This is a genomic window from Comamonas sp. FG99 (assembly GCF_057808605.1).
On the sequence record NZ_JBMDII010000001.1, the window covers coordinates 153,980 to 176,253 of the forward strand.

Genomic DNA, 22,274 nt, shown 5'->3' on the forward strand with positions numbered 1-22,274 from the left:
GAGATGCAGACCCTGAACGCCCTGACCCGAGAAGCCCAGGCCCTGGCCACCGACCGGGTCATCCCCATCCTGCCGGCCGCCACGGACACCGCCGCCGAATCCGAGGTGGCGCGCGCCCTGCAGATCTGCAACGCCTGCCGCTACTGCGAAGGCTTTTGCGCGGTCTTCCCGGCCATGACGCGGCGCCTGGAATTCGCCAAGGCCGACGTGCACTACCTGGCCAACCTCTGCCACAACTGCGGCGCCTGCCTGCATGCCTGCCAGTACGCGCCGCCGCATGAATTCGCCATCAACATCCCCCAGGCCATGGCCGAGGTGCGCGGCCAGACCTATGCCGACTACGCCTGGCCGCCCGCCCTGGGACGCCTGTACCAGAGAAACGGGCTCACGCTGTCACTGGCCCTGGCCGCAGGCCTGTCGCTGTTCCTGGTGCTGGCCGTGGCCCTGCAGGGCGGCCTGGGGCGCCTATGGGGCGCCGACCTGGGCGCCAACTTCTACCACCTGTTCCCGCACAACCTGCTGGTGGGCCTGTTCGCGCCCGTCTTCCTGTTCGTGGTGTTCGCGCTGGCCATGGGCGTGCGCCGTTTCTGGAAGGACGTCAAGCCCGCCACCAGCGGCGTGGACGTGGGCGCGCCGGCCGCCGCCGAGGCCGCGCACGATGTGCTGCGCCTCAAATACCTGGACGGCGGCCACGGCGAAGGCTGCCACAACGAGGACGATGCCTACACCCTCAGGCGCAGGCGCTTTCACCACCTGACCTTCTACGGCTTTCTGCTGTGCTTCGCGGCCACGTCCCTGGCCACGGTCTACCACTACGTGTTCGGCTGGGCCGCGCCCTACGACTTCCCCAGCCTGCCCAAGCTGCTGGGCGCGGTGGGCGGCACCAGCCTCATGCTGGGCACGGCGGGACTGTGGCACCTGAACCGCAGGCGCCACCCGCTGCATGGCGACGCGCGCCAGAAACCCATGGACCTGGGCTTCATCGCCCTGCTGTTCCTGGTCGCCGCCAGCGGCATGGCGCTGTGGCTGGGCCGCGGCACGCCGGCCCTGGCCCTGCTGCTGTGCCTGCACCTGGGCGCCGTGATCGCCCTGTTCGCCACCCTGCCCTACGGCAAGTTCGCGCACGGCGTGTTCCGCACGGCCGCCCTGCTGCGCCACACCACCGAAAAGCGCCAGCCCAGCCCTATTGGGCTGGGTGCCGATTGAACCGACAGCCATTCCCACAAGGAGCAAGCCATGAACACCACCCCCACCCGCCAAGGCGTCTTGCAGATCCCCTCGATGCGTCCCCATTGCTCCGACGCGGAGTGGCAGGCCCGCATCGACCTCGCCGCCTGCTACCGCCTCGTCGCCCGCTACGGCATGGCCGACATGATGGCCAACCATATTTCCTCCCGCGTGCCGAGCGAGGACAACGCCTTTCTCATCAACGCCTACGGGATGATGTACGAGGAGATCACCGCGTCCAGCCTGATCAAGGTGGACCACAGCGGCAAGGTTCTCGCCAAGCCCGATTTCGGCGCGCTGAACTACGGCGTCAACCAGGCCGGCTACGTGATCCATAGCGCCGTGCACCACGCCCGGCCCGAGGTGGACTGCGTGATCCACACCCACAGCTGGGCCTCGATGGCCGTCTCGGCGCTGGCATGCGGCCTGCTGCCCATCACGCAAACGGCCATGCGCTTCCTGAAGATCGGCTACCACGACTACCAGGGCGTGGTACTCGACACCGCCGAGCAGGCCTCGCTCATCGCCGACCTCGGCCAGGGCGAGGCACTGATCCTGCGCAACCACGGCGCACTCACGGTCGGCCGCACGGTGGGGGAAGCCTTCAACTGGATGCACCGGCTCGAACTCGCCTGCCGCTCGCAGCTTGCCGCCATGGCCGCCAACAGCCCGCTCGCAGCCGTACCCGCGCCCGTGCTCGAAGAGACCTGGAACAACTACCAGCCCGGCACGCGCAGGCCCTACGGCGTCATGGAATGGCCCGCCCTGCTGCGCATGCTGGACCGCATCGACCCAAGCTATCGCGACTGAACCCCACAACATCCCAGGAGACAAGACATGCCCACCCCTCTTACCCCTCAAGCCACCAGGCGGCGACGCTTCTGCGCCGCGGCCACCCTGGCGCTGGCCAGCCCGCTGCTTTTCACTCCACTGCAGGCACAGGAAACGAAATGGCCGAGCAAGCCGGTGCGCGTGGTGGTGGCCTTCTCGGCGGGAGGCACGACCGACATCCTGGCGCGTGCCGTCACGCAAAAGGTCGGAGAAAAGATCGGCCAGCCCTTCGTTATCGACAACAAGCCGGGCGGCGGCGGCAACATCGGCACAGCCGAGGTCGTGCGCGCGGCACCCGATGGCTATACGCTCATCGTCAACTCCGTGGGGCCGATCGCCATCAACCAGACGCTCTACAAGAAGCTGCCATACGACCCACTCAAGGATCTGGTGCCCATCGTGCAGATTGCCGACGTGCCCAACGTGCTGGTCGTCCACCCCTCGGTACCGGCCAAGACCTTCGACGAATTCGTCGCCTATCTGAAGCGCAACCCCGGCAAGCTGAGCTATGGCTCGACCGGCGTCGGCACCTCGTCGCACCTGTCAAGCTACATGCTGGGCGAGCGCGTGGGCGCGCAGCCATTGCATGTGCCGTACAAGGGGGCCAATGCACTCAATGACCTGCTCGCGGGCCGGCTGCAGTTCATGTTCGCCACGATCCCCTCCGTGATCTCGCATGTGCATGCCGGCAAGCTGCGCGCACTGGCGGTCTCCAGCCTCAAGCCCTCACGCTCGCTGCCCGGCATCCCGACCGTGGCGGAAAAGGGCTTTCCCGGCTTCGAGGCCGGTTCCTGGTTCGGCTTCTTCGCGCCCAAGGGCACGCCGGCGCAGATCGTCACGCTGCTCAACCAGTCGGTGAACGAGGTGCTGCCGTCGCTCGAAGAACAGATGATCCGCGAAGGCGCCGACCCCGTGGGCGGCACGCCCGAGCAGTTCGGCCAGTTCACACGCAAGGAGTATGTGAAATGGCAGAAAATCGTCAAAGACTCCGGCGCGAGCGTGGACTGACCAGCCACCATGAATTGTCCCAACAGCAGCACGGGCCCCCTGCGCATCCTGGTCTCCGAAGCCGTGCGCGCCCAACACGGCGAGCGTATTCGCGCCAGCCTCGCCACCGCACCCGAGCTGATCACGGTGGACGACGTGGAACAGCGCGGCGCGGCATTCGAGATCGCCTTTGTCTCGCGCGACGTCACGAGCATCTCCACCAAGCACAGCGTGCAGCCGTACACACAGCGCTTCTACGCCGCGATGCTGAACAGCCAGACCCTGCGCTGGCTGCATTTCCATTCGGCAGGCGCCGACCGGCCCGTCTACCTAGAACTGCTCGCCCGCGGCAAGGCGCTTACCTCGTCCGCAGGTACGAACACCGAAGCGGTGGCCCAAAGCGCCGTCGCCGGGCTGCTGATGCTCGGCCGGCGCTTTCCCGCCCTCCTGGCCGCACAGCAGCGGCGCGAATGGGCGCCGCTGGTGGACCGCCCGCCGCTGCCGCCCGACATCCAGGGGCAGATGGCCACCATCGTCGGCTGGGGCGGCATAGGCCAGGCAATCGCGCGGATTCTCATGGCCATCGGCCTGCGCTTCCAGGTCGTGCGCAGCAGCAATACCCCCATCGCCAATGGCTCGCCGTCGTGTACCTATGAGGACATCGCCAGCGTGCTGCCACGCACCGACTGGCTGCTGCTGGCCTGCCCACTGACGAACCGCACGCGCCAGCTTATCGACGCCCGGGCGCTGCAGCTGCTGCCTGCGGGCGCGCACCTCATCAACGTATCGCGCGGCGACGTGGTGCAGGAACAAGCGCTGATCGATGCACTCGGCAGCAACCGGCTTGCAGGCGCCTATCTCGACGTATTCGCCCATGAGCCGCTGCAACAGGATTCGCCGCTGTGGACGCTGCCCAATGTGATCGCCACGCCGCACAGCGCCGGCTTTGCCGCAGGCAATTCGGCGCGCGTGATACAGATATTCCTGGACAACCTTGCCCGTTTTGCCAATAGCGCCCCATTGGTGAACGTGGTGCGCCTGGAACCATGAAGGGGGCTGCGCCGGCCCTGTTTTCCACCACTACCGGATATCCACGATGAAAAAACGCACTCTGCTCAAGGCCGCCCTGCTGGCCATCACCTCGCTGTCGCTTGCCGCACACGCGCAGGCCCAGGAATTCCCGCCGAACAGGCCCGTGACCCTGGTGGTGGGCTTCGCGGCAGGCGGCGCCGCCGATGCGGCCGCGCGGCTGATCGCCAAGAAGCTGGGCGAGAACATCGGCCAGAGCGTGGTGGTCGAGAACAAGGGCGGCGCGGGCGGCAATATCGCGCACCAGTACGTGTCCAAGGCGCCTGCCGATGGCTCGGTGCTGCTGTTCGGCTCGGTGGGCCCGCTGACGATTGCGCCCCACATCATGAAGGTGGGCTACAACCCCTTCACCGATCTGGCGCCCATCTCCGGCGGCGTGAACTTTCCCAACGTGCTGGTGGTGCACAAGGGCGCGGGCGTGAAGACCCTGGCCGAGTTCGTGGCCAAGGCCAGGCAGAACCCGGGCAGCGTGGATTTCGCCTCGACCGGCGCGGGCTCGGCCTCCCACCTGGCCGGCGAGCTGTTCAACCAGCGCGCGGGCATCGACATGGTCCACGTGCCCTACAAGGGCGGCGCGCCCGCGCTGCAGGACCTGCTGGGCGAGCGCGTGACCAGCTACTTCGCCGCGCCGCCCACGGCCCTGCCCCACATCGAGGCCGGCAAGCTGATACCGCTGGCCACCACCGGCCTCAAGCGCCCGGCCTACATGCCCGACATTCCCACCGTGGCCGAGGCTGGCTACCCGGGTTTCGAGGCGCTGAACTGGTATGCCTTCGTGGCGCCCGGCAAGACACCCAAGCCCATCCTGGACCGCTGGAACACCGAGATCGTCAAGGTGCTGAATGACCCCGGCGTCAAGGAAGCGCTCAACAAGCACGGCCTCACGCCCCAGCCCACCACGCGCGCCGAGTTCGCGGCCTTCATGAAGAAGGAATACGAGCAATGGGGCAGGCTGGTGAAGGAGCGCAAGCTTTCCGCGGAATAAGGCGGCTGCGGTCTGCGGCCGTTCGCATCGTCTGCTGTATTTTGCTATTAATATAATAGCATCAACCAACCATCAGGCATTAATCCATGAAGGATTTATGCCTGAATTCTTTTATGGCCCTACGTCATTAGCTATCAATATTGAAATTCCCAGGCCCATGGGCAGGCGTCTGGCGACGAGTCCTGCCCGACGCTCCAGCTCAATCAGCAGCTTTTTGTTTGACAGTCCATCTCTCATGCATTATTCTCCATAGCAGAACTTAAGTTCTATTAGAAAGAATTTAAAAATTGCCAGACCGATGACTGGATGCGCCGCCCAGCGCTTCCTCAGCTGCACCTCCAGCCATCCAGTCCGGCCGGGCCACAGGCACCCGACCAAGAGGAGACATGGAAGTGACAGCATCCCTGCAGCAGCGATTTGAATCCGTCCGGCAACAGGTGAATGCCAACCGCCGGCTGGTGCATCGCGGCCGCTATCTGACGGCGCATATCAAGGTCTTCATCGGCACCGCCGCGTACCTGGTGGATATCCGCAACGGCGAGATCCACAGCATCAGCGCCCGGCCCCCTCTTTTTGCAGCCGCCGACCTCGTCATCCGCGCCTCCGAGGAAGCCTGGGCGGCGCTGTGGGAAAAGCCTCCCCGGCCCGGCTGGCACGACCTATTCGCGCTGGCCAAGCGCGGCGCCATGGGCATCGAGGGCGACTCGCAGCTGTTCTTCGCTCACCTGCAGTACCTGAAGGACGTGCTCAGCGCCCCCGCAAGCGCCCCATGACGCCAGCCAAGGAAATGCAATGACAGCCACCATAGAGCCCATCGTGGGCAAGTACCTGCACCTGGACATCCTGGGCGATGCATGCCGGGTGTACTTCGAGGAATGCGGCCAGGGCATCCCGCTGCTGTGCCTGCACACGGCCGGCTCCGACGGCCGCCAGTTCCGCCACCTGCTGTGCGATGCAGACATCACTGCGCAGTTTCGCGTCATCGCCTTCGACATGCCATGGCATGGCAAGTCCTATCCGCCCGAGGGCTTCCAGCACCAGGACTACGAACTCACCACGGAGCGCTATGTCGAGACCATCCGTGCGTTCATCTCCGCCCTGGGGCTTGAACGGCCCGTGGTGATGGGCTGCTCCATCGGCGGGCGCATCGTGCTGCAGCTGGCCCACGCCCATGGCGAAGAGTTCCGGGCCCTGATCGGCCTCGAAGGCGCCGACTACCAGCCGCCCTGGTACGACACCAGCTGGCTGAACCGCCCCGACGTGCACGGCGGAGAAGTCTGCGCCGCGCTGGTGTCGGGCCTGATAGCGCCGCAGAGCCCGGAGCGCTACCGCCACGAAACGCTGTGGCAATACCAGCAAAGCGGCCCCGGCATCTTCAAGGGCGACCTGTACTTCTATCGCGTCGACTCCGACCTGCGCGGCAAGCTCGGCGGCATCGACACCAGCAAGACGCCGCTGTTCCTGTTGACCGGGGAATACGATTTTTCCTGCAGCCCCGAGGACACCCTGCGCACCGCCAGCTCCATCCCCGGCGCCCAGGCCGTCGTCATGAAGGAGCTGGGGCACTTTCCGATGAGCGAAAACCCGGAGCAGTTCAAGAAATACATCACGCCGGTGCTGCAGGCCATTGCTCAATCGGCCCGGCCCTGACTCGAACCCACGCAACCCAAGGAGATCGACCATGAAGAAAATCGCCATCGCCGGCCTGCTGTGCCTGGCCGGCACCGCCTTCGCCCAAGAGGAACTCAAGATCGGCGCCATCGTCACATTGTCCGGCGCAGGCGCGGCCTGGGGCCAGGCGATGCTCTATGCCACGGAGCTCGCGGCCGATGATGTGAACGCCAAGGGCGGCCTGGAAGTCGGCGGCAAGAAATACAAGCTCAAGGTCGTTGCCTACGACGACAAGTACCAGGCCGGCGAAGCCGTGACCGCGGCGAACCGGCTGGTCTTCGAGGACAAGGTCAAGTACATCATCGGCCCGGTGGGCTCCGCCGGTGCGCTGGCGGTCACCCCCATCGTCGACAAGAACAAGGTGATGATGCTCACGCTGGGCTTCACCGACAAGGCCTTGGGCAAGGACAAGCCCTTCAACTTCCGCCCCAACCTCACGACCATGGAGACATCGCAACCCCAGATCGACTGGATCGTGAAGGCCAAGAACATCAAGAAAGTGGGCGGACTGTTCCCCAACGACGAAACCGGCCAGCAGATCGCGGTCGACCTGGAAAAAGCCTACAGCAAGGCCGGCGCGCAGCTCAACGCCAAGGAATTCTTCGAGCGCGAGCGCGTGGACATGATGCCGCTGCTCACGCGCCTGATCGCCAAGGGGGTCGATGCGATCGAGCTGGACGGCAATGCGCCCGGCACGGCCGGCCTGATCGTCAAGCAGGCGCGCGAGCTCGGCTTCAAGGGTTTCATCATCCGCAGCGGCGGCCCCGCAACGCCCGAGATCGTGAACGTGGCCGGCGCCAGCGCCACCAACGGCATGCTGGTGAACACGCCCATCAACCCGGCCAACACCGCGGTGAAGGCGTATGCGGAACGCTACTTCGCCAAGTACAAGAAGCGCATGAACGGCTTCAGCCCCGCGTTCTACGACGGCACCCACATGCTGCTGCAGGCCATGGCGGCCGCGGGCAGCACCACCGACACCGACAAGGTGCGCGTGGCGCTCGAGAACATCAAGGACTTCAAGGGCATTCTCGGCACGCTCAACTGGAGCGGCGCCGAGGTCTACGGCATCGCGCACCAGATCAGCGCCCCGTTCTACATCGCCCGCGTGCAGGACGGCCAGGAAGTGATCGAGGCCAGCTGCTCTCTTGCCGAGTGCAAGTAGTGCGGCGGCAGGCACCGGGGATACCGCCGTGGACTTTACTTTTCTGCTGGGCCAGGCGCTGACCAACGGACTCATCATCGGGCTGCTGTACCTGCTGATGGCCATTGGCTTCACACTGGTCTTTGGGGTGATGCGCGTGGTCAACTTCGCGCATGGCGAGTTCTACATGCTGGGAGCCTTCTCGGCCTATGTCTGCGTCACGCGGCTGCAGCTGCCCTTTCTCGCGGCCGTGCTCGCCACCTTCGTGCTCACGCTGCTTGCCGGCTGGCTCATCGAGGTCGTGGTGATGAAGGGCTTTCGGGGCGACGAGCTCAACGGCATGATCGCCACCATCGGACTGGCGATGGTCCTGCAAAACGGCGCCCTCATGGTCTTTGGCCCCGATCCCCAGTCCATGCCACCGGTTGCCGAGGGCGTGGCATCGCTCGGGCCGGTGATGCTGCCGATGTCGCGCCTGTACGTGGTGGCGTTCTCGCTGGTGGTGCTGGTGATGCTCTACGCCTTCCTGATGCACAGCAAGGGCGGCCGCGCGCTGCGCGCGGTGGTGCAGGACATCGAGATCGCCAACGCGCAGGGCATCCGCTCGCAGCTCATGTACCCGCTGGGCTTCGGCATCGGGGTCGCGCTCGCGGCCGTCGCCGGCGCCCTGATGGCGCCGGTGTTCTCCGTATCGCCCAGCATTGGCGCCACGCCGCTGCTCAAGGCCTTCATCGTGGTCATCCTGGGCGGCCTTGGCAGCATTCCGGGCGCGGCCCTCGCGGCCTTGCTGCTCGGGGTTTTCGAGAGCGTGGCCAATACCTTCATGTCCAGCAGCTTTTCGGACATGCTGCTCTTTGGCTGCGTGATCCTGATGCTGATCTTCCGCCCCTCGGGGCTGCTCGGAAAGGCCGGGCGCTAAGCCATGAACACCTCCACCATGAACGGCAAGTACAACCTGGACTCCCGCGAGCCAACGCCGGGCGGCAGCTGGGGCATATGGATCACGGCACTGCTGGCGCTGTTCTCCCTTCCACTGCTGCTGGCCGGCAATCCTTTCTACATCCACCTGGCGGTGCTCATCTGCCTGAACATCATTTTCGTGAACGGGCTCGCGCTCATCAACCGCACGGGCCAGCTCTCGTTCTGCCACGCGGCATTCATGGGCATGGGCGCATTTGCCGCCGTGATCTGCACCACGCGATTGCACACGCCGTTCTTCGTCTCGGTGCTGGCCGGCGTTGCCGTCTCCATGCTGGTGGCCTACCTGCTGGGCGCGGTGATTCTGCGCCTGCAGGGCGTGTACTTCGTGCTGGTGACCTTCTGCTTCGGCGAGCTGTTCCGCCTCGTGCTGCTGGAGGGCGGCGGCATCACCGGCGGCGCCAACGGCATTGCCAATATTCCGCCAGCCAGCCTGCTGGGCTTCAGCTTTGACAGCAAGCTGTCGTTCTACTGCCTGGCCGCCGCCTGCGCCTTCGCATCCATCGTGCTGCTGATCGCGCTGTGCAAGACGCCCAAGGGCCATTCGCTGGACGCGGTGGGCGACAACCCCGAGCTGGCCGAAGCCAGCGGCATCGGCATCCAGGGCTCGCAGATGTTCGCCTTTGTGCTCGGCAGCGCCTTCGCCGGCTTCGCCGGCGCCTTGCTCGCGCACTACCTGGGCTTTGTCTCGCCGGAATCATTCAACCAGCACATCTCGGTGGCGGCCATCATCATGCTGGTGATCGGCGGGCGCGGCTCGGTGCTGGGGCCGATTCTCGGCGCGCTGATCATGACCCCGCTGCCCGAGTTGTTCCGCAGCGCGATCGAAACGCAGAACATCATGTACGGCATCACGCTGATCCTGGTGCTCAAGTTCCTGCCCATGGGATTGGTGGGCCTGGCGGGCACCGGCGCCAGGCGCGGCGGCAAGAAAGGCCAGCGATGACGGCACTACTCAAGATCGAAGGCCTCTCCAAGACTTTTGGCGGACTGGCGGCCGTGCGCGACCTGAGCTTCGAGCTCAACGAAGGCGAGATCGTCGGCCTGATCGGCCCCAACGGGGCCGGCAAGAGTACCGCGTTCAACATGATCAGCGGCTCGCTCGCACCCAGCGCGGGCAGGATCGTGTTTGCAGGCGAGGACATCACCGGCCGCAAGCCCAGCCATGTCGTCAGGCACGGGCTGGCCCGCACCTTCCAGTCGGCTACCGTCTATCCGGGATCGACGGTGCAGGAGAACGTCTACCGCGGAGCGCTGTGCCACTTCGACATCCCTGTATGGGCGCAGATCGCGCAGACCGGCGCGTATAAGGCCGCACGCCAGAAGATCCGCGCCGAAGTCGACAAGGTGCTGGAGATCACCGGGCTGGCGCCCTACCGCCACGAGATCGCCGGCGAGCTGGCCTACGGGCACCAAAAGCGCATCGGCGTGGCGATCGGCCTGGCAACGAATCCACGCCTGCTCCTGCTCGACGAGCCCGCCGCCGGACTGAACCCCGAGGAATGCGCCGAGTTCGGCCGCCTGCTGAAGACGCTGCGCAGCGAGCACCGGATTTCGCTGCTGTTCGTCGAGCACCACATGGCCCTGGTGATGGGAACCTGCGAAAAGATCATCGTCCTCGTGCAAGGACAAAAGATCGCCCAGGGCACTGCGGAAGAAATCCGCAACCACCCCGCGGTGATCGAAGCCTATCTGGGAGTGGATGAAGATGCGCACGCTTGAGGTCAGGGACATCGTGGTCCACTACGGGCTGGTGCAGGCCTTGCACGGAGTCAGTTTCAAGATCGAGGCGGGCAGGATAGTCGCGCTGATCGGCTCCAACGGCGCCGGCAAGAGCACTACCCTCAAGGCGCTGATGGGCTTGAAGAAGCTCAGCGCCGGGTCGCTGCTGCTCGACGGCCAGCGCATCGACGGCGCCAACGCGGCGCAGCGCGTGGGCATGGGCATCGCCTTGTCCCCCGAGGGCCGGCGGCTCTTTCCGCGCATGTCCGTGTGGGAAAACCTGATGGTGGGCGCGCATACCGTCAGCTCTGCGGCGCGGCGCAACCAGTCGCTGGAGCTGGTGTACGAACTCTTTCCCCGCGTCAGGGAGCGCCGCGAGCAGATGGCGGGCTCGCTCTCGGGCGGCGAGCAGCAGATGGTGGCCATTGGCCGCGCCATGATGTCCAGCCCGCAGATGCTGATGCTCGACGAGCCGTCGCTGGGCATCGCGCCCAAGATCGTCTCCGAGATCGCGCAGGCCATCAAGCGCCTGAACCAGGAGAGCGGCATCTCCGTCATCCTGGTGGAGCAGAACGCCCGCCTGGCGCTGAAGATGTCCGACGACGCCTATGTGTTCGAGCAGGGCCGGGTGATCCGGGCGGGATCGGGCCACGAGCTGCTGAACGACGTGTTCGTGCAAAAAGCCTTTCTCGGCATCTGAACTCGACCTGCATGAGGCCACCCCATGAGCAACAACCGCCCGCTTCCCATCATCGCCCGCGCCGAAGTGCGCCCCGACTGGCTGGCCCGGCACACCGAAGCCGCGTTGGAGCCTGCGCTGCCCATCATCGACCCGCACCACCACCTCGCCGACCACCACTGGGGCGGCTACCTGGCGGATGATTTGCTGGCCGACCTGGGCTCGGGCCACCGCATCGAATCGACCGTATTCATCCAGGTCGGCTTCGCCTACCGCGATGGCGGCCCCGAGCAGCTGCGGCCGGTAGGAGAAACCGAGCGCGTGGTGCAGATTGCCAGCCAGGCCAATCGCCTGCAGGACGCAACGCAGATCTGCGCCGGCATCGTCGGCTTTGCGCAGCTGTCTCTGGGCGCACAGGTCGAAGAGGTGCTGGCGGCGCAGCTCGAGGCTGGCGCCGGCCGCTTTCGCGGCATCCGCTGCCACGCGGCCGCGCACGGGCAATTCCAGTACGGGGTGATGCATCCACCGCCGCTGCATGTCTACCTCAGCCCCCGTTTCCGCGCAGGCTTTGCCAAGCTGGCCCAGTTCGGGCTGAGCTTTGACTCGTGGGCCTACCACACCCAGCTGGATGAACTCGCCGACCTGGCCGCGGCATTTCCCGAAACGGCTATCGTGATCGACCATATTGGCGTGCCGCTGGGCGTAGGCCCCTATGCGGGGCAGCGCGACGCCGTGTTTGCCGAGTGGAAAAGGCAGCTGCAGCGCATTGCCCAGCTGCCCAATGTATCCATCAAGCTCGGCGGCATGGGCATGAGCGTATTCGGCTTCCCGTTCCACGAGCAGGCCCGGCCACCAAGCTCCGCCGAACTGGCACAGGCCTGGAAGCCGTACATCCTCACCTGCATCGACCTCTTTGGCCCGCACCGCTGCATGTTCGAGAGCAACTTCCCCGTGGACAAGGGCACGTGCAGCTACCAGGTGCTGTGGAACACGTTCAAGCGCATCACAGCCGGCATGTCGGCCGACGAGAAGCGGCTGCTCTACCGCGACACCGCAGCAAGCTTTTACCGGCTGTGAACAGGCTCTAAGCCGCAGGGATGGCGCCCGCCCTGCCATCCCGAGCCACAGATTTCCGCCGCCCCGACGGACGCATAGCCGGCCGCGCCCGCCTTCGTCCCCAAGGGGCGTTCACCTCCTATTTTTTTCATTTGACATGTGGCTTCTCACAAATTATTCTTACAGACAGAACTTTTGTTCTGTTTGAAAGAATTTTTATACCTATCGGCCCAAGGCCTCATGTCGGCAGGCAGGGAATCGCTCACGTATCCCGACCGGCCGTTCAAGCACACAGCACCCAGGAGACCCGTAGAAATGACCCCACCAGAGAGCCCCTTCGCAGCAGCGCTCAATCCAGCGCTCAATCGCCGGCAGGCGCTCGGCAGCATGCTGCTGGCTGCACTCGCACCGGGCGCGGCGCTTGCCCAGGCTGCGAAATTCCCGACCGACACCGTTCGGCTCGTGGTGCCCTATGCGGCGGGCGGCGCCACCGACATCGTGGCCCGGGCCGTCGTCGACAAACTGGCTGCCCGCTGGGGGCAGGCCATCGTGGTCGACAACAAGCCCGGCGCGGGCACCACGCTGGCCGCGGCCCAGGTGGCGCGCGCGCCGGGCGACGGGCATGTGCTCTACATGACCACCTCGGCGCACACGATCAGCGGCCTGCTGTACAAGAAGCTCGGCTACGACCCGCTCAAGGACTTCGCGCCGCTGACGCTGATTGCCAAGGTGCCGCTGGTGCTCGTGGTGCGGCCCAGCCTCAACGCCAGGACGCTCGACGAATTCACCCGCTATGTGCAGGCGAATCCCGACAAGGTTTCCTTTGCATCCCCCGGCAACGGCACCGCCCAGCACCTCACGGGCGAGATGTTCAATGCCGCCATGAAGACGCAGATGGTGCATGTGCCCTACAAAGGCGATGCACCCGCCATCACCGATCTCATGGGCGGCTCGGTCGATGCCATGTTCGCCACCTTGACGGTGGTGCTGCCGCACATCGCGTCGGGCAAGCTCAAGGCCATTGCGCTGGCCAATGGCAAGCGGATCGAGAAGGTGCCGGCGATTCCCACCTTCGCCGAGCTAGGCCTCAAGAACTTCGAAGCGGCCACCTGGTTTGGCGTTCTGGCCCCGGCGGCGCTGCCTGCGGCACTGCGCGAGCGCATTTCGGGCGATATACGCGCCGTGGTGGACCAGCCGGACCTCAGAGCCAGGCTCACCGATCTTGGCGGTGAAGTGGTGTCCAGCACTCCCGCTGAATTCGACACCTTCATGCAGGCCGAATTCCGTAAATGGCAGGACATCGTGAAACAGTCCGGCGCCGTCATCAATTGAGCGCCGAGCCTGCCGCGCCCCATTCCTTGCAACGAGATAGAGACTCCATCATGCCCATGGAACAGACGACCGAACTCAAGCCTATGCTCATCGGCGATCAGTGGATCGCCAGTGAGGAAAATGCACTGGACTCCATCAACCCCGCCAATGGCGGCACCAACTGCCGTGTCACCACGGCCAGCGCGGCGCATGTCGACGCGGCCGTCTCGGCCGCCCGCGACGCGGCAGCCGCTGCGTCGTGGCGCGGCATGCTGCCCCATGTCCGGGCGCAGATTCTTGGCCGTATCTCCGATGGCATCCTGGCCCGTTCGAACGAGCTGGCGCATCTGCAGATGATCGAAAACGGCAAGGTCCTGAGCGAGTGCAAGGCGCAAGTCGCGGGGGCCGCATCGACCTATCGCTACTACGCCGCCGTCTGCGAGACACTGGGCGCAGAAGTCACGCCGTCGCGTGGCGACTACCTCAGCATGACCGCCTATGAGCCCTACGGCGTCGTGGCGGCCATCACCCCCTGGAATTCGCCCATGACCATGGAGGCGCAGAAGATCGCGCCCGCGCTGGCCGCGGGCAATGCGGTGCTGCTCAAGCCATCCGAGGTCACGCCCAGCGTGGGCCTGGCCGTCGCCCGCATCGCACTGGAGGCCGGCCTGCCGCCGGGCATTCTGAATGTGCTGCCCGGCAGCGGCGCGGTCACCGGCAATGCCATCATCCACCACCCCGGCGTGCGCATGGTGTCCTTCACTGGCGGCACGCAGACCGGGCGCAATATCGCCGCCGTGGCCGCGCAGCGCCTGATCCCCGTCGCCCTGGAGCTGGGCGGCAAGTCGCCGCACATCATCTTCGACGATGCCAACCTCGACGCCGCCATCCATGGCGTGGTGGACGGCATCTTCGAGGGCAGTGGCCAGTCCTGCGTGGCCGGCTCCCGGCTGTTCGTGCACCGCAAGGTGCTCGACAAGGTCTTGCAGATGCTGGTGGAGCGCGCCAACACCTTGCGCGTCGACCTGCCCGATGCGCCGGGCGCCCAGATGGGCCCCGTGGCCGGCTTCAAGCACCGCGAGCGCATCGAAGCCATCGTGGACAGCGCCCGCCGCGAGGGCGGCGACATACTTGCCGGCGGCGCCCGCCCCGAGCAAGCGCACCTGGCAGCAGGCGCCTTCTACCGGCCCACCGTCATCGCCGGCCTGGACAACCGCGCGACCGCGGTGCGCGAGGAAATCTTCGGCCCCGTGCTGTGCGTGCTGCCTTTCGACAATGAAGAAGACCTGATCGCCCAGGCCAATGACACCGCCTTCGGCCTGGCCTCCGGCATCTGGACAGCCAACTACCAGCGCGCATGGCGCATCGCACGCGCCCTTGAGGCTGGGCTGGTGTGGATCAACACCTACAAGCAGCTCTCCATCGCCACCCCGTTCGGCGGCTTCAAGGAAAGCGGCATCGGCCGGGAAAAGGGCGCGACCGGCATGCGCCTGTACCAACAAAGCAAGGGCATCTACTGGAGCATGAACCCCGCCAACATGCCAGGCTGAACAGCCCCCCGCAAGACGACAGCAAGGAAAAGACATGCAGCAACCCATCGTAGGTTTCATTGGCGTTGGCGTGATGGGCGAGCCCATCTGCCGGCATATCGCCACCAAAAGCGGCGCGCAGGTAATCGCATCCGATCTGAACACCGAGCCGCTGAGCCGCCTGGCCGAGCACGGAGTGCGCTCGGTCAGCATGGCCGAACTGGCACAACAGGCGAACATCGTATTCCTCTCCCTGCCTTCGGGAGAGGTCATGCAGCAGGTGGTGGCCGGCCCCGCGGGTCTGGCGCAGCAACTGTCCGCCGGCTCCACCGTCGTGGACCTGAGCACCTCTTCAGTCGATGTCACCCTGGCCGTGGCCGAGATGCTGCAGGCCAGGGGCATCCACTTTGCCGACGCCCCCGTCATGCGCACGCGCGCCGCCGCGGAGGCCGGCACCCTGGCCGTGCCCGTGGGGGCCAGCCCGGAGGTTTTCGCGCGGATCGAAGCCTTCATCCGCAGCTTTGCCTCCGACGTCACCCATGCGGGCGGCGTCAGCGCCGGCCAGGTGGTCAAGATACTGAACAACATGGTCCTCTACGAGACCGTGCTGGCGCTTTCCGAGGCCGCCGCCATAGGCCGGCGCGCCGGCGTCCAACCCGAGGTGCTGTTCCAGGCCTTCTCCACCGGATCGGCCGACAGCTTCGCCCTGCGCAACCATGGCATGAAGGCCATTGCACCGCAGCATTTCCCGCAGAAGGCCTTCCCGGTCACCTATGCAAAAAAAGACATTTCCTATGCCGTGGCGCTGGGCGAGCAGGTCGGCGTGGAGCCCAGCGGCGCGCGCAACCTGATGGACACCCTGCAAAAGGCCATCGACGCGGGCCACGGCGACAAGTACGCCCCGGCGATCAGCCTGGTGTTCGAAAGCAGCCCCAGGCCGGCATAGGGCACGGGCGGCAAGCCGCCGCGGCCGATCTGCGCCGGCGAGGTGCAAACTTGCGATAACATTCATTCGCTCTCTGGAGCGCCGCCCCCGGCACGCGGGGGATGCCGGCCCTCCAGCCTTTTCAATGAATGCCGTCGACCATGCCCCAAGCTGACCCCACCGAGCCATCTGAGCAATCATTTGGGGACGGCGGAGGCGTTGCCGCCGTGGACCGGGCCCTGTCCGTTGCCAGCGTCCTTGCGCGCACGGCGACGCCGATGACCCTGTCGGAGCTGTCACAGGCCACGGGCTTCTACAAAAGCACGCTGCTGCGCCTGCTGACCTCGCTCGAACGCTCCAACCTGGTGATGCGCCGAACGGACAGGCGCTATACGCTGGGCTCGCTCGCGTTTCTTTTCGGGCGGGCCTTCGACGCTTCCAACGGCCTGCGCGAGAGCCTCACGCCCATTTTGCAGTGGCTGGTGGACCATGGCACCGAGAGCCCCTCGTTCCATATCCTGCACGGAGCGGACAGCCGGCTCTGCCTGTTCCGCCAGGACTCGGGGCACTCGACGCTGGACCGCGTCCGGGTCGGCGACGTGCTGCCGCTGCGCCGCGGCGCAGCGGGCAAGGTATTGCAGGCCTATGCGTTCGAGACGCCGGAATTCACCCCCCAAAGCCAGTTCGTCTTCACCTCTTTCGGCGAGCGCGACCCCTTGTGCGGCGCCGTTGCGGCCCCGGTCTTCGGGCCCAACAACATGCTGCTCGGCGCGCTGTCGCTGTCAGGGCCGCTGGAGCGCTTCTCGCCCGCCGCAGTGGAGCGAATGAGCGCCCTGCTGCTCGCCGCCTGCGAACGCGCCACCGAGGCCATGGGCGGCGCCTGGCCGCAGCAGTAGCCGGCCGCTTCGCCGGCCACCCAGCACCCAACCCGCGCCAACCAGCACGAATCCCTGGCGTACCCCGGATCGCGGGTGGCGCCGGCAGCGCCATGCCCGCTTCATCCCGGATGCCCGATTCAGGGTTTGTCCCCCCGCTTGACGGTTGACTTTCGCCCGTTTCTCCTCAAAACTAAAAAAGAGAACAAAAGTTCTGCATAACAGAACATTAAGAAATTCCATTCCCGTTCCAAGCACAGGAGACAAACGCAGTGAAGCCTTCCAAGCCTCTCTTTCTGGCCACCGTTGCCGCCGCGGCCTGCATGGCGGCAGGCGCGGCCTGGGCACAGGCGCCAAGCTATCCCGGCAAGCCGATCCGGTTCGTCGTGGGCTTCAGCGCCGGCAGCTCCATCGACACCGTCGCCCGGATCGTCGGGCAGTACATCACAGCCAGGACAGGCCAGGCTGTGGTGGTGGACAACCGCACGGGCGCCAACGGCATGCTGGCAGCCACGGAGGTCGCCCGCGCCCAGCCCGATGGCTACACGGTTCTCGTCAGCAACTCCAGCACGATCACGGTCAACCCTTCGCTCTACAAAAAAATGAGCTACGAAGTGAAGGACTTCGCGCCAGTGAATCTGATGGTGTCGGTGCCCTTCATCCTCACCGTCAATCCGCAAAAGCCGCCCATCGGCACGGCGCCCGACCTCAAGACCATCATCGACCTGGCCAAGGCCAGGCCCGGCGCGTACTCGTACGGCTCGGCGGGCGTGGGCAACCTCACCCAGCTCAGCTACGAACTGCTCGGCGGCATGGCCGGCGTGAAGATGACGCATGTGGCCTACCGCGGCTCCGCGCCCGCGCAGGTCGCGGTGATGAGCGGCGAGGTCGATTCCGCCTTCGACAACCCGTCAGCCGTACCCAAGATCAAGGCGGGCCAGATGCGGGCCATCGCCGTGACCTCTGCCCAGCGCTGGCACGAGCTGCCCGACGTGCCCACGATTACCGAATCCGGCTACCCCGGCTTCGACATCTCCTTCTGGGTCGGTGCGCTCGCGCCCGCGCAAACCCCGCCGGCCGTGGTCAAGGCGCTGTCCGAGCTGATCGCCGGTGCGCAAAACGACCCCGAAGTCAAGGCCAGGCTCGCGCAGCAGGGAAATATCCGCATGCTCGGCCCGCAGGCATTCGAGGCGCAGATCCAGTCCGAAACCGCGCAGTACGCCGACATCATCCGCAAGGCCAACATCACGCTGCAATAGCGCCGCGCTCGCGCCCCCGGCGGGCGAAGGCGCCATACGGCAATTCATGAATCAAGGGAGCAACACAAGGTGGCTTGGGAAAAAGAACTCGCAGAACTCGCGCAGAGAACAGAGCTGTCGCAACGCATGGGCGGCCCGGAGAAACTCAAGCGGCACCGCGATGCGGGCAAGCTGCCGGTGCGCGAGCGCATCGCGGCGCTGGTGGACGACGGATCGTTCCGCGAAGTGGGCGGTCTTGCCGGCAGTGGCAGCTACGACGGGAGTGGCGAGCTGGCCGGCTTCACGCCGTCCAACCTCATCATGGGCCGCGCGCGCATCGAGGGCCGGCCCGCCGTGGTGATGGGCGATGACTTCACCGTGCGCGGCGGCGCCAACGATGGCGCCGTCGGCGACAAGATGATCGTGGCCGAGCAGATGGCGCACGAGCTGCGCATCCCGCTGGTGCGGCTGGTGGACGGCACCGGCGGCGGCGGCTCGGTCAAGAACATCGAACTCAAGGGCCACACGCTGCTGCCCAAGCTCAAGTCATGGCCCTATATCGCGCGCAACCTGGCCACGGTTCCGGTGGTCGGCCTGGGGCTTGGCTCGGTGGCGGGCCTGGGCGCGGCGCGCGTCTCGGCAAGCCACTACTCGGTGATGGTGCGCGATACGGCCCAGCTCTTCGTCGCCGGCCCGCCAGTGGTGGCGCGCACCGGCCAGAACATCGACAAGAACGATCTCGGCGGCAGCCAGATCCATGCCCGCAACGGCGTGGTCGACGACGAGGCCGAATCCGAGGCGGATGCCTTCGCCCGCGCGCGGCGCTTTCTGTCGTATCTGCCTTCGTCGGTCCATGAGCTCCCGCCTCGCGCCGAGGCGGGGCGCGAAGCCGTGCAAAACCAGCAGGCGCTGCGCAGCGCGATTCCCGAGAACACGCGGGCGGTCTACAAGATTCGCGGCATCGTGGAAACCCTGATGGACCAAGGCTCCTTCATGGAGATCGGCCGCCACTGGGGCAAGGCCATCGCCGCCGGGCTGGCGCGCATCGACGGCTGGCCCGTGGTCATCGTCGCCAGCGACCCCTATCACTACGGCGGCGCCTGGGATCGGCAGACCACGGAAAAATACATGCGCATGGTCGACCTGGCCGAGCAGTTCCATCTGCCGGTAGTCAACCTGGTGGACGTGCCGGGCTTTCGCATCGGCCTGGAGGCGGAGAAGGAAGGCGTCATGCGCGCGGGCGTACGCGCACTCACCGCGATCGCACAAAGCACCGTGCCATGGTGCAGCATCATCATCCGCAAGGCCTTTGGCGTGGCGGGAGGCGGCCACCAGAATGCAGACCGCTTCAACTTCCGCTACGCCTGGCCTTCCGCCCAATGGGGCTCGCTGCCCATAGAGGGCGGCCTTGAAGTGGCCTACAAGGCCGAGATCGAAGCCGCCAGCGATCCCGAAGCCGCACGGCAAGGCATCGAAAGGCGCGTGCGCAGCCTCACCTCGCCCTTTCGCAGCGCGGAAGCCTTCGTGGTCGAAGACATCATCGATCCGGCCGACACGCGCGCCGCACTCGTTGAATTCGCCAACATCGCGGCGCCGCTGCGCCGGCCGGGAGCCGCGCGCTTCGGCTACCGCCCCTGAAGCCCCCCGGCCCTGCCCAACCAACACTATCGGGAACTCCTTATGCCGACCATCCACTCTCCCCTCTCCGGCTGTATCGCGGCGCTTTGCGTCGAGCCGCAATCCACGGTTGCCGCGGGCGATCCGCTGCTCATCATCGAATCGATGAAGATGGAAATCCCCGTCGAGGCCGAAGGCTCGGGCACGATCGTGCGCTTTCTCGTCGCCGAAGGCGATGAGGTCACCGAAGGCCAGGCCCTGGTGGAGCTGCAATGAGCAACGCCACGGTCAACCGCGAGCCATTTCAGCGCCACGGGCACGTGGCCGTCATCCAATGGTCCAACCCACCCGTTAACGGCATCTCCTTTGCCTTGCGCCAACAGCTGAGCCAAGGGCTGGATGCGGCCGTGGCAGACCCCGGGATCGATGCCGTCGTCATCGCCGGCGAGGGGCGCATGTTCTCGGGTGGCGCCGATATCCGGGAGTTCAACACGCCCCAGGGCAGCGCCGAGCCGACCACGCCGCAGCTGATCTGGCGCATCGAGCATCTGGCCAAGCCCGTCGTGGCCGCCATCCACGGCGCGGCGCTGGGCGGCGGCCTGGAGCTGGCGCTGGGCTGCCACTGGCGCGTAGCCGAATCCGGTGCCAGCATCGCGCTGCCTGAAGTCAAGCTCGGCCTGCTGCCGGGTGGCGGCGGCACGCAACGCCTGCCGCGCCTGGCCGGCGTGGAGACGGCCCTCGACTGGATCGTCAGCGGCAAGATGGTCACGGCCACGGCCGCGCTTGCAGCTGGCGTACTGGACGCACTGTTCGACGGCGACTTGCTTGCCAACGCCGTCGCCTTTGCCGCCAAGCTGGCGCCCGCCACCGCGCTGCGCGCCACCGGCCAGCTCCCGCTCAAGGTTCCGGAACACGCCGCCGAGCTGTTTGAGAAGGCCCGCGCCAACGCCCGCAAGGCTGCGCGCGGCATGGACGCGCCGCTGCAATGCATCGCCTGCGTGGAAGCGGCCACGCACAGCAGCTTCGAGCAAGGCCTGCGCTTCGAGCGCGAACGCTTCCTGGCGCTGGTCAATGGCACGCAATCCAAGGCCATCCGCCACCTGTTCTTTGCCCAGCGCAAAGCCGCCCGGCCTCCCGCCGATGCGCAGCAAGCGCAGCTGCGCCGCATGCAGCGCGTGGGCGTGATCGGCGCCGGCACCATGGGCACCGGCATCTCCATGGCCTTCGCCAATGCGGGCTATCCGGTCACGCTGGTAGAGCTGGCCGATGCAAACCTGCGCCGCGGCCTCGCCGGCATCGAGCGCAACTATGCGGCCACGGTCAGCAAAGGCAAGCTCGATGCCGAGCAGGCGCAAGCCCGCATGCAGCGCATCCAGGGCAGCACGGACATGCAGCAGCTGGCCAGCGCCGACCTCATCATCGAAGCGGCCTTCGAGGACATCGCCGTCAAGCACGCGCTATTCAAGCAGCTCGACCAGATCGCCCGCCCGGGCGCCATTCTGGCCACCAACACCTCGCGCCTGGACATCAACGACATCGCGGCCGTCACCGGCCGGCCGCAAGATGTGCTGGGACTGCACTTCTTCAGCCCCGCGAACGTGATGAAGCTGCTGGAGATCGTACGCGGCAGGGCCACCGCGCCCGAGGTGCTGGCCACCGCGCTGCAGGTGGCCAAGCAGATTGGCAAGGTGGCGGCGGTGGTCGGCGTCTGCGATGGCTTCGTCGGCAACCGCATGGTAAGCCCCTACACGCGCGAAGCGCATTTCCTGCTGGAAGAAGGCGCCACGCCCCAGCAGGTGGACCAGGCGCTGGAGCGCTTTGGCCTGGCGATGGGCCCGCTGCGCATGGGGGACATGGCGGGCCTCGATATCAGCTGGGCGGCGCGCAAGCGCCAGGCGCCCACGCGCCCCCGCCATATCCGCTATTGCCACATCGCCGACCGCCTGTGCGAATCCGGCAGGCTGGGGCAAAAGACCGGCGCGGGCTTCTACCGCTACGAGGCCGGCAGCCGCGCGCCCATACCCGACCCCGAGGTCGAGGACATCATCAAGGCCTGCGCCCAAGCCTCCGGCATCGAGCGCCGCCCCATCAGCGACGAAGAGATCATCGAGCGCACCATGTACGCGCTGGTCAACGAAGCGGCCCGCATCCTGGACGACGGCATCGCGCAGCGCGCCAGCGACATCGACCTGATCTATGTGAACGGCTACGGCTTCCCCGCAGGACGCGGCGGCCCGCTGTTCCATGCCGACACCGTGGGCCTGCCCCAGGTGCTGGAGCGCATCCGTGAATTCCACCGCGCGCACGGCGAGCTCTGGACACCCGCGCCGCTGCTGGAAAAGCTTGTGGCCAAAGGCCAGCCCATTTCCACCTACGAAGCCCCCGCCAACCCCGCATGACAGGAGTGCCG

The 22,274-nt window shown here is 66.2% G+C and carries 21 protein-coding genes and 1 pseudogene; all 22 read left to right on the top strand.

The features are described 5' to 3' along the window. The first annotated feature begins 3 nt into the window (after positions 1-3). The 22 genes and pseudogenes from tcuB (at position 4) to ACODRX_RS00795 (ending at position 22,263) form a co-directional block, all read left to right on the top strand. Positions 4-1,206, top strand: a complete 1,203-nt coding sequence (gene tcuB / locus ACODRX_RS00690) for a tricarballylate utilization 4Fe-4S protein TcuB (RefSeq protein WP_488869007.1) — start codon at positions 4-6, stop codon at positions 1,204-1,206. 30 nt (positions 1,207-1,236) lie between these two features. Then, complete coding sequence (locus tag ACODRX_RS00695; protein WP_488869009.1) at positions 1,237-2,037, top strand: class II aldolase/adducin family protein; 801 nt, start codon at positions 1,237-1,239, stop codon at positions 2,035-2,037. A 27-nt stretch (positions 2,038-2,064) separates the two neighbouring features. Then, on the top strand, positions 2,065-3,066 hold the full coding sequence (locus tag ACODRX_RS00700) for a Bug family tripartite tricarboxylate transporter substrate binding protein (protein WP_488869011.1): 1,002 nt from the start codon (positions 2,065-2,067) through the stop codon (positions 3,064-3,066). A gap of 9 nt (positions 3,067-3,075) precedes the next feature. Beyond that, positions 3,076-4,095, top strand: coding sequence for a D-2-hydroxyacid dehydrogenase (locus tag ACODRX_RS00705; RefSeq protein ID WP_488869013.1), 1,020 nt, complete (start codon positions 3,076-3,078; stop codon positions 4,093-4,095). Positions 4,096-4,141: 46 nt separating this feature from the next. Continuing rightward, on the top strand, positions 4,142-5,119 hold the full coding sequence (locus ACODRX_RS00710; protein WP_488869015.1) for a Bug family tripartite tricarboxylate transporter substrate binding protein: 978 nt from the start codon (positions 4,142-4,144) through the stop codon (positions 5,117-5,119). 392 nt (positions 5,120-5,511) lie between these two features. Beyond that, the gene (locus ACODRX_RS00715; RefSeq protein WP_488869017.1) at positions 5,512-5,892 is read left to right on the top strand and encodes a hypothetical protein; all 381 of its coding nucleotides are present in this window, start codon (positions 5,512-5,514) and stop codon (positions 5,890-5,892) included. A 19-nt stretch (positions 5,893-5,911) separates the two neighbouring features. After that, positions 5,912-6,769 (top strand): alpha/beta fold hydrolase, encoded by an 858-nt coding sequence (locus ACODRX_RS00720; RefSeq protein ID WP_488869019.1) that lies wholly within the window; start codon positions 5,912-5,914, stop codon positions 6,767-6,769. Positions 6,770-6,800: 31 nt separating this feature from the next. Further along, entirely contained in the window at positions 6,801-7,955 is a 1,155-nt protein-coding gene (locus ACODRX_RS00725) for an ABC transporter substrate-binding protein (protein WP_488869021.1), read from the top strand. 28 nt (positions 7,956-7,983) lie between these two features. Continuing rightward, positions 7,984-8,853, top strand: a complete 870-nt coding sequence (locus ACODRX_RS00730) for a branched-chain amino acid ABC transporter permease (RefSeq protein ID WP_488869023.1) — start codon at positions 7,984-7,986, stop codon at positions 8,851-8,853. A 3-nt stretch (positions 8,854-8,856) separates the two neighbouring features. Further along, the gene (locus tag ACODRX_RS00735; RefSeq protein ID WP_488869025.1) at positions 8,857-9,858 is read left to right on the top strand and encodes a branched-chain amino acid ABC transporter permease; all 1,002 of its coding nucleotides are present in this window, start codon (positions 8,857-8,859) and stop codon (positions 9,856-9,858) included. Beyond that, entirely contained in the window at positions 9,855-10,634 is a 780-nt protein-coding gene (locus ACODRX_RS00740; RefSeq protein WP_488869027.1) for an ABC transporter ATP-binding protein, read from the top strand. Before ACODRX_RS00735 ends, ACODRX_RS00740 begins: the two co-directional genes overlap by 4 nt. Then, complete coding sequence (locus ACODRX_RS00745; RefSeq protein ID WP_488869029.1) at positions 10,621-11,334, top strand: ABC transporter ATP-binding protein; 714 nt, start codon at positions 10,621-10,623, stop codon at positions 11,332-11,334. The genes ACODRX_RS00740 and ACODRX_RS00745 overlap by 14 nt, the downstream gene beginning before the upstream one ends. A gap of 24 nt (positions 11,335-11,358) precedes the next feature. Continuing rightward, on the top strand, positions 11,359-12,390 hold the full coding sequence (locus ACODRX_RS00750) for an amidohydrolase family protein (RefSeq protein WP_488869030.1): 1,032 nt from the start codon (positions 11,359-11,361) through the stop codon (positions 12,388-12,390). Between the two features lie 294 nt (positions 12,391-12,684). After that, positions 12,685-13,701 (top strand): tripartite tricarboxylate transporter substrate binding protein, encoded by a 1,017-nt coding sequence (locus tag ACODRX_RS00755; RefSeq protein ID WP_488869032.1) that lies wholly within the window; start codon positions 12,685-12,687, stop codon positions 13,699-13,701. Between the two features lie 50 nt (positions 13,702-13,751). Next, entirely contained in the window at positions 13,752-15,230 is a 1,479-nt protein-coding gene (locus ACODRX_RS00760; RefSeq protein ID WP_488869034.1) for an aldehyde dehydrogenase, read from the top strand. A gap of 25 nt (positions 15,231-15,255) precedes the next feature. Then, positions 15,256-15,744: pseudogene (locus tag ACODRX_RS00765) on the top strand (NAD(P)-dependent oxidoreductase); the annotation flags it as partial. A 30-nt stretch (positions 15,745-15,774) separates the two neighbouring features. Then, positions 15,775-16,155 carry an NAD-binding protein gene (locus ACODRX_RS00770; RefSeq protein WP_488869254.1) on the top strand — a complete coding sequence of 127 codons (381 nt, stop codon included), beginning with the start codon at positions 15,775-15,777 and terminating at the stop codon, positions 16,153-16,155. 140 nt (positions 16,156-16,295) lie between these two features. After that, positions 16,296-17,030 (top strand): IclR family transcriptional regulator, encoded by a 735-nt coding sequence (locus tag ACODRX_RS00775; protein WP_488869036.1) that lies wholly within the window; start codon positions 16,296-16,298, stop codon positions 17,028-17,030. A 251-nt stretch (positions 17,031-17,281) separates the two neighbouring features. Then, entirely contained in the window at positions 17,282-18,268 is a 987-nt protein-coding gene (locus ACODRX_RS00780; RefSeq protein ID WP_488869038.1) for a Bug family tripartite tricarboxylate transporter substrate binding protein, read from the top strand. Between the two features lie 69 nt (positions 18,269-18,337). Then, a complete protein-coding gene (locus tag ACODRX_RS00785) occupies positions 18,338-19,885 on the top strand; it encodes an acyl-CoA carboxylase subunit beta (RefSeq protein ID WP_488869040.1) in 1,548 nt (515 codons plus the stop codon). Positions 19,886-19,927: 42 nt separating this feature from the next. Beyond that, positions 19,928-20,140, top strand: coding sequence for an acyl-CoA carboxylase biotin carboxyl carrier protein subunit (locus ACODRX_RS00790; protein WP_488869042.1), 213 nt, complete (start codon positions 19,928-19,930; stop codon positions 20,138-20,140). Then, positions 20,137-22,263, top strand: a complete 2,127-nt coding sequence (locus ACODRX_RS00795; RefSeq protein ID WP_488869043.1) for a 3-hydroxyacyl-CoA dehydrogenase NAD-binding domain-containing protein — start codon at positions 20,137-20,139, stop codon at positions 22,261-22,263. The genes ACODRX_RS00790 and ACODRX_RS00795 overlap by 4 nt, the downstream gene beginning before the upstream one ends. Positions 22,264-22,274 lie beyond the last annotated feature (11 nt).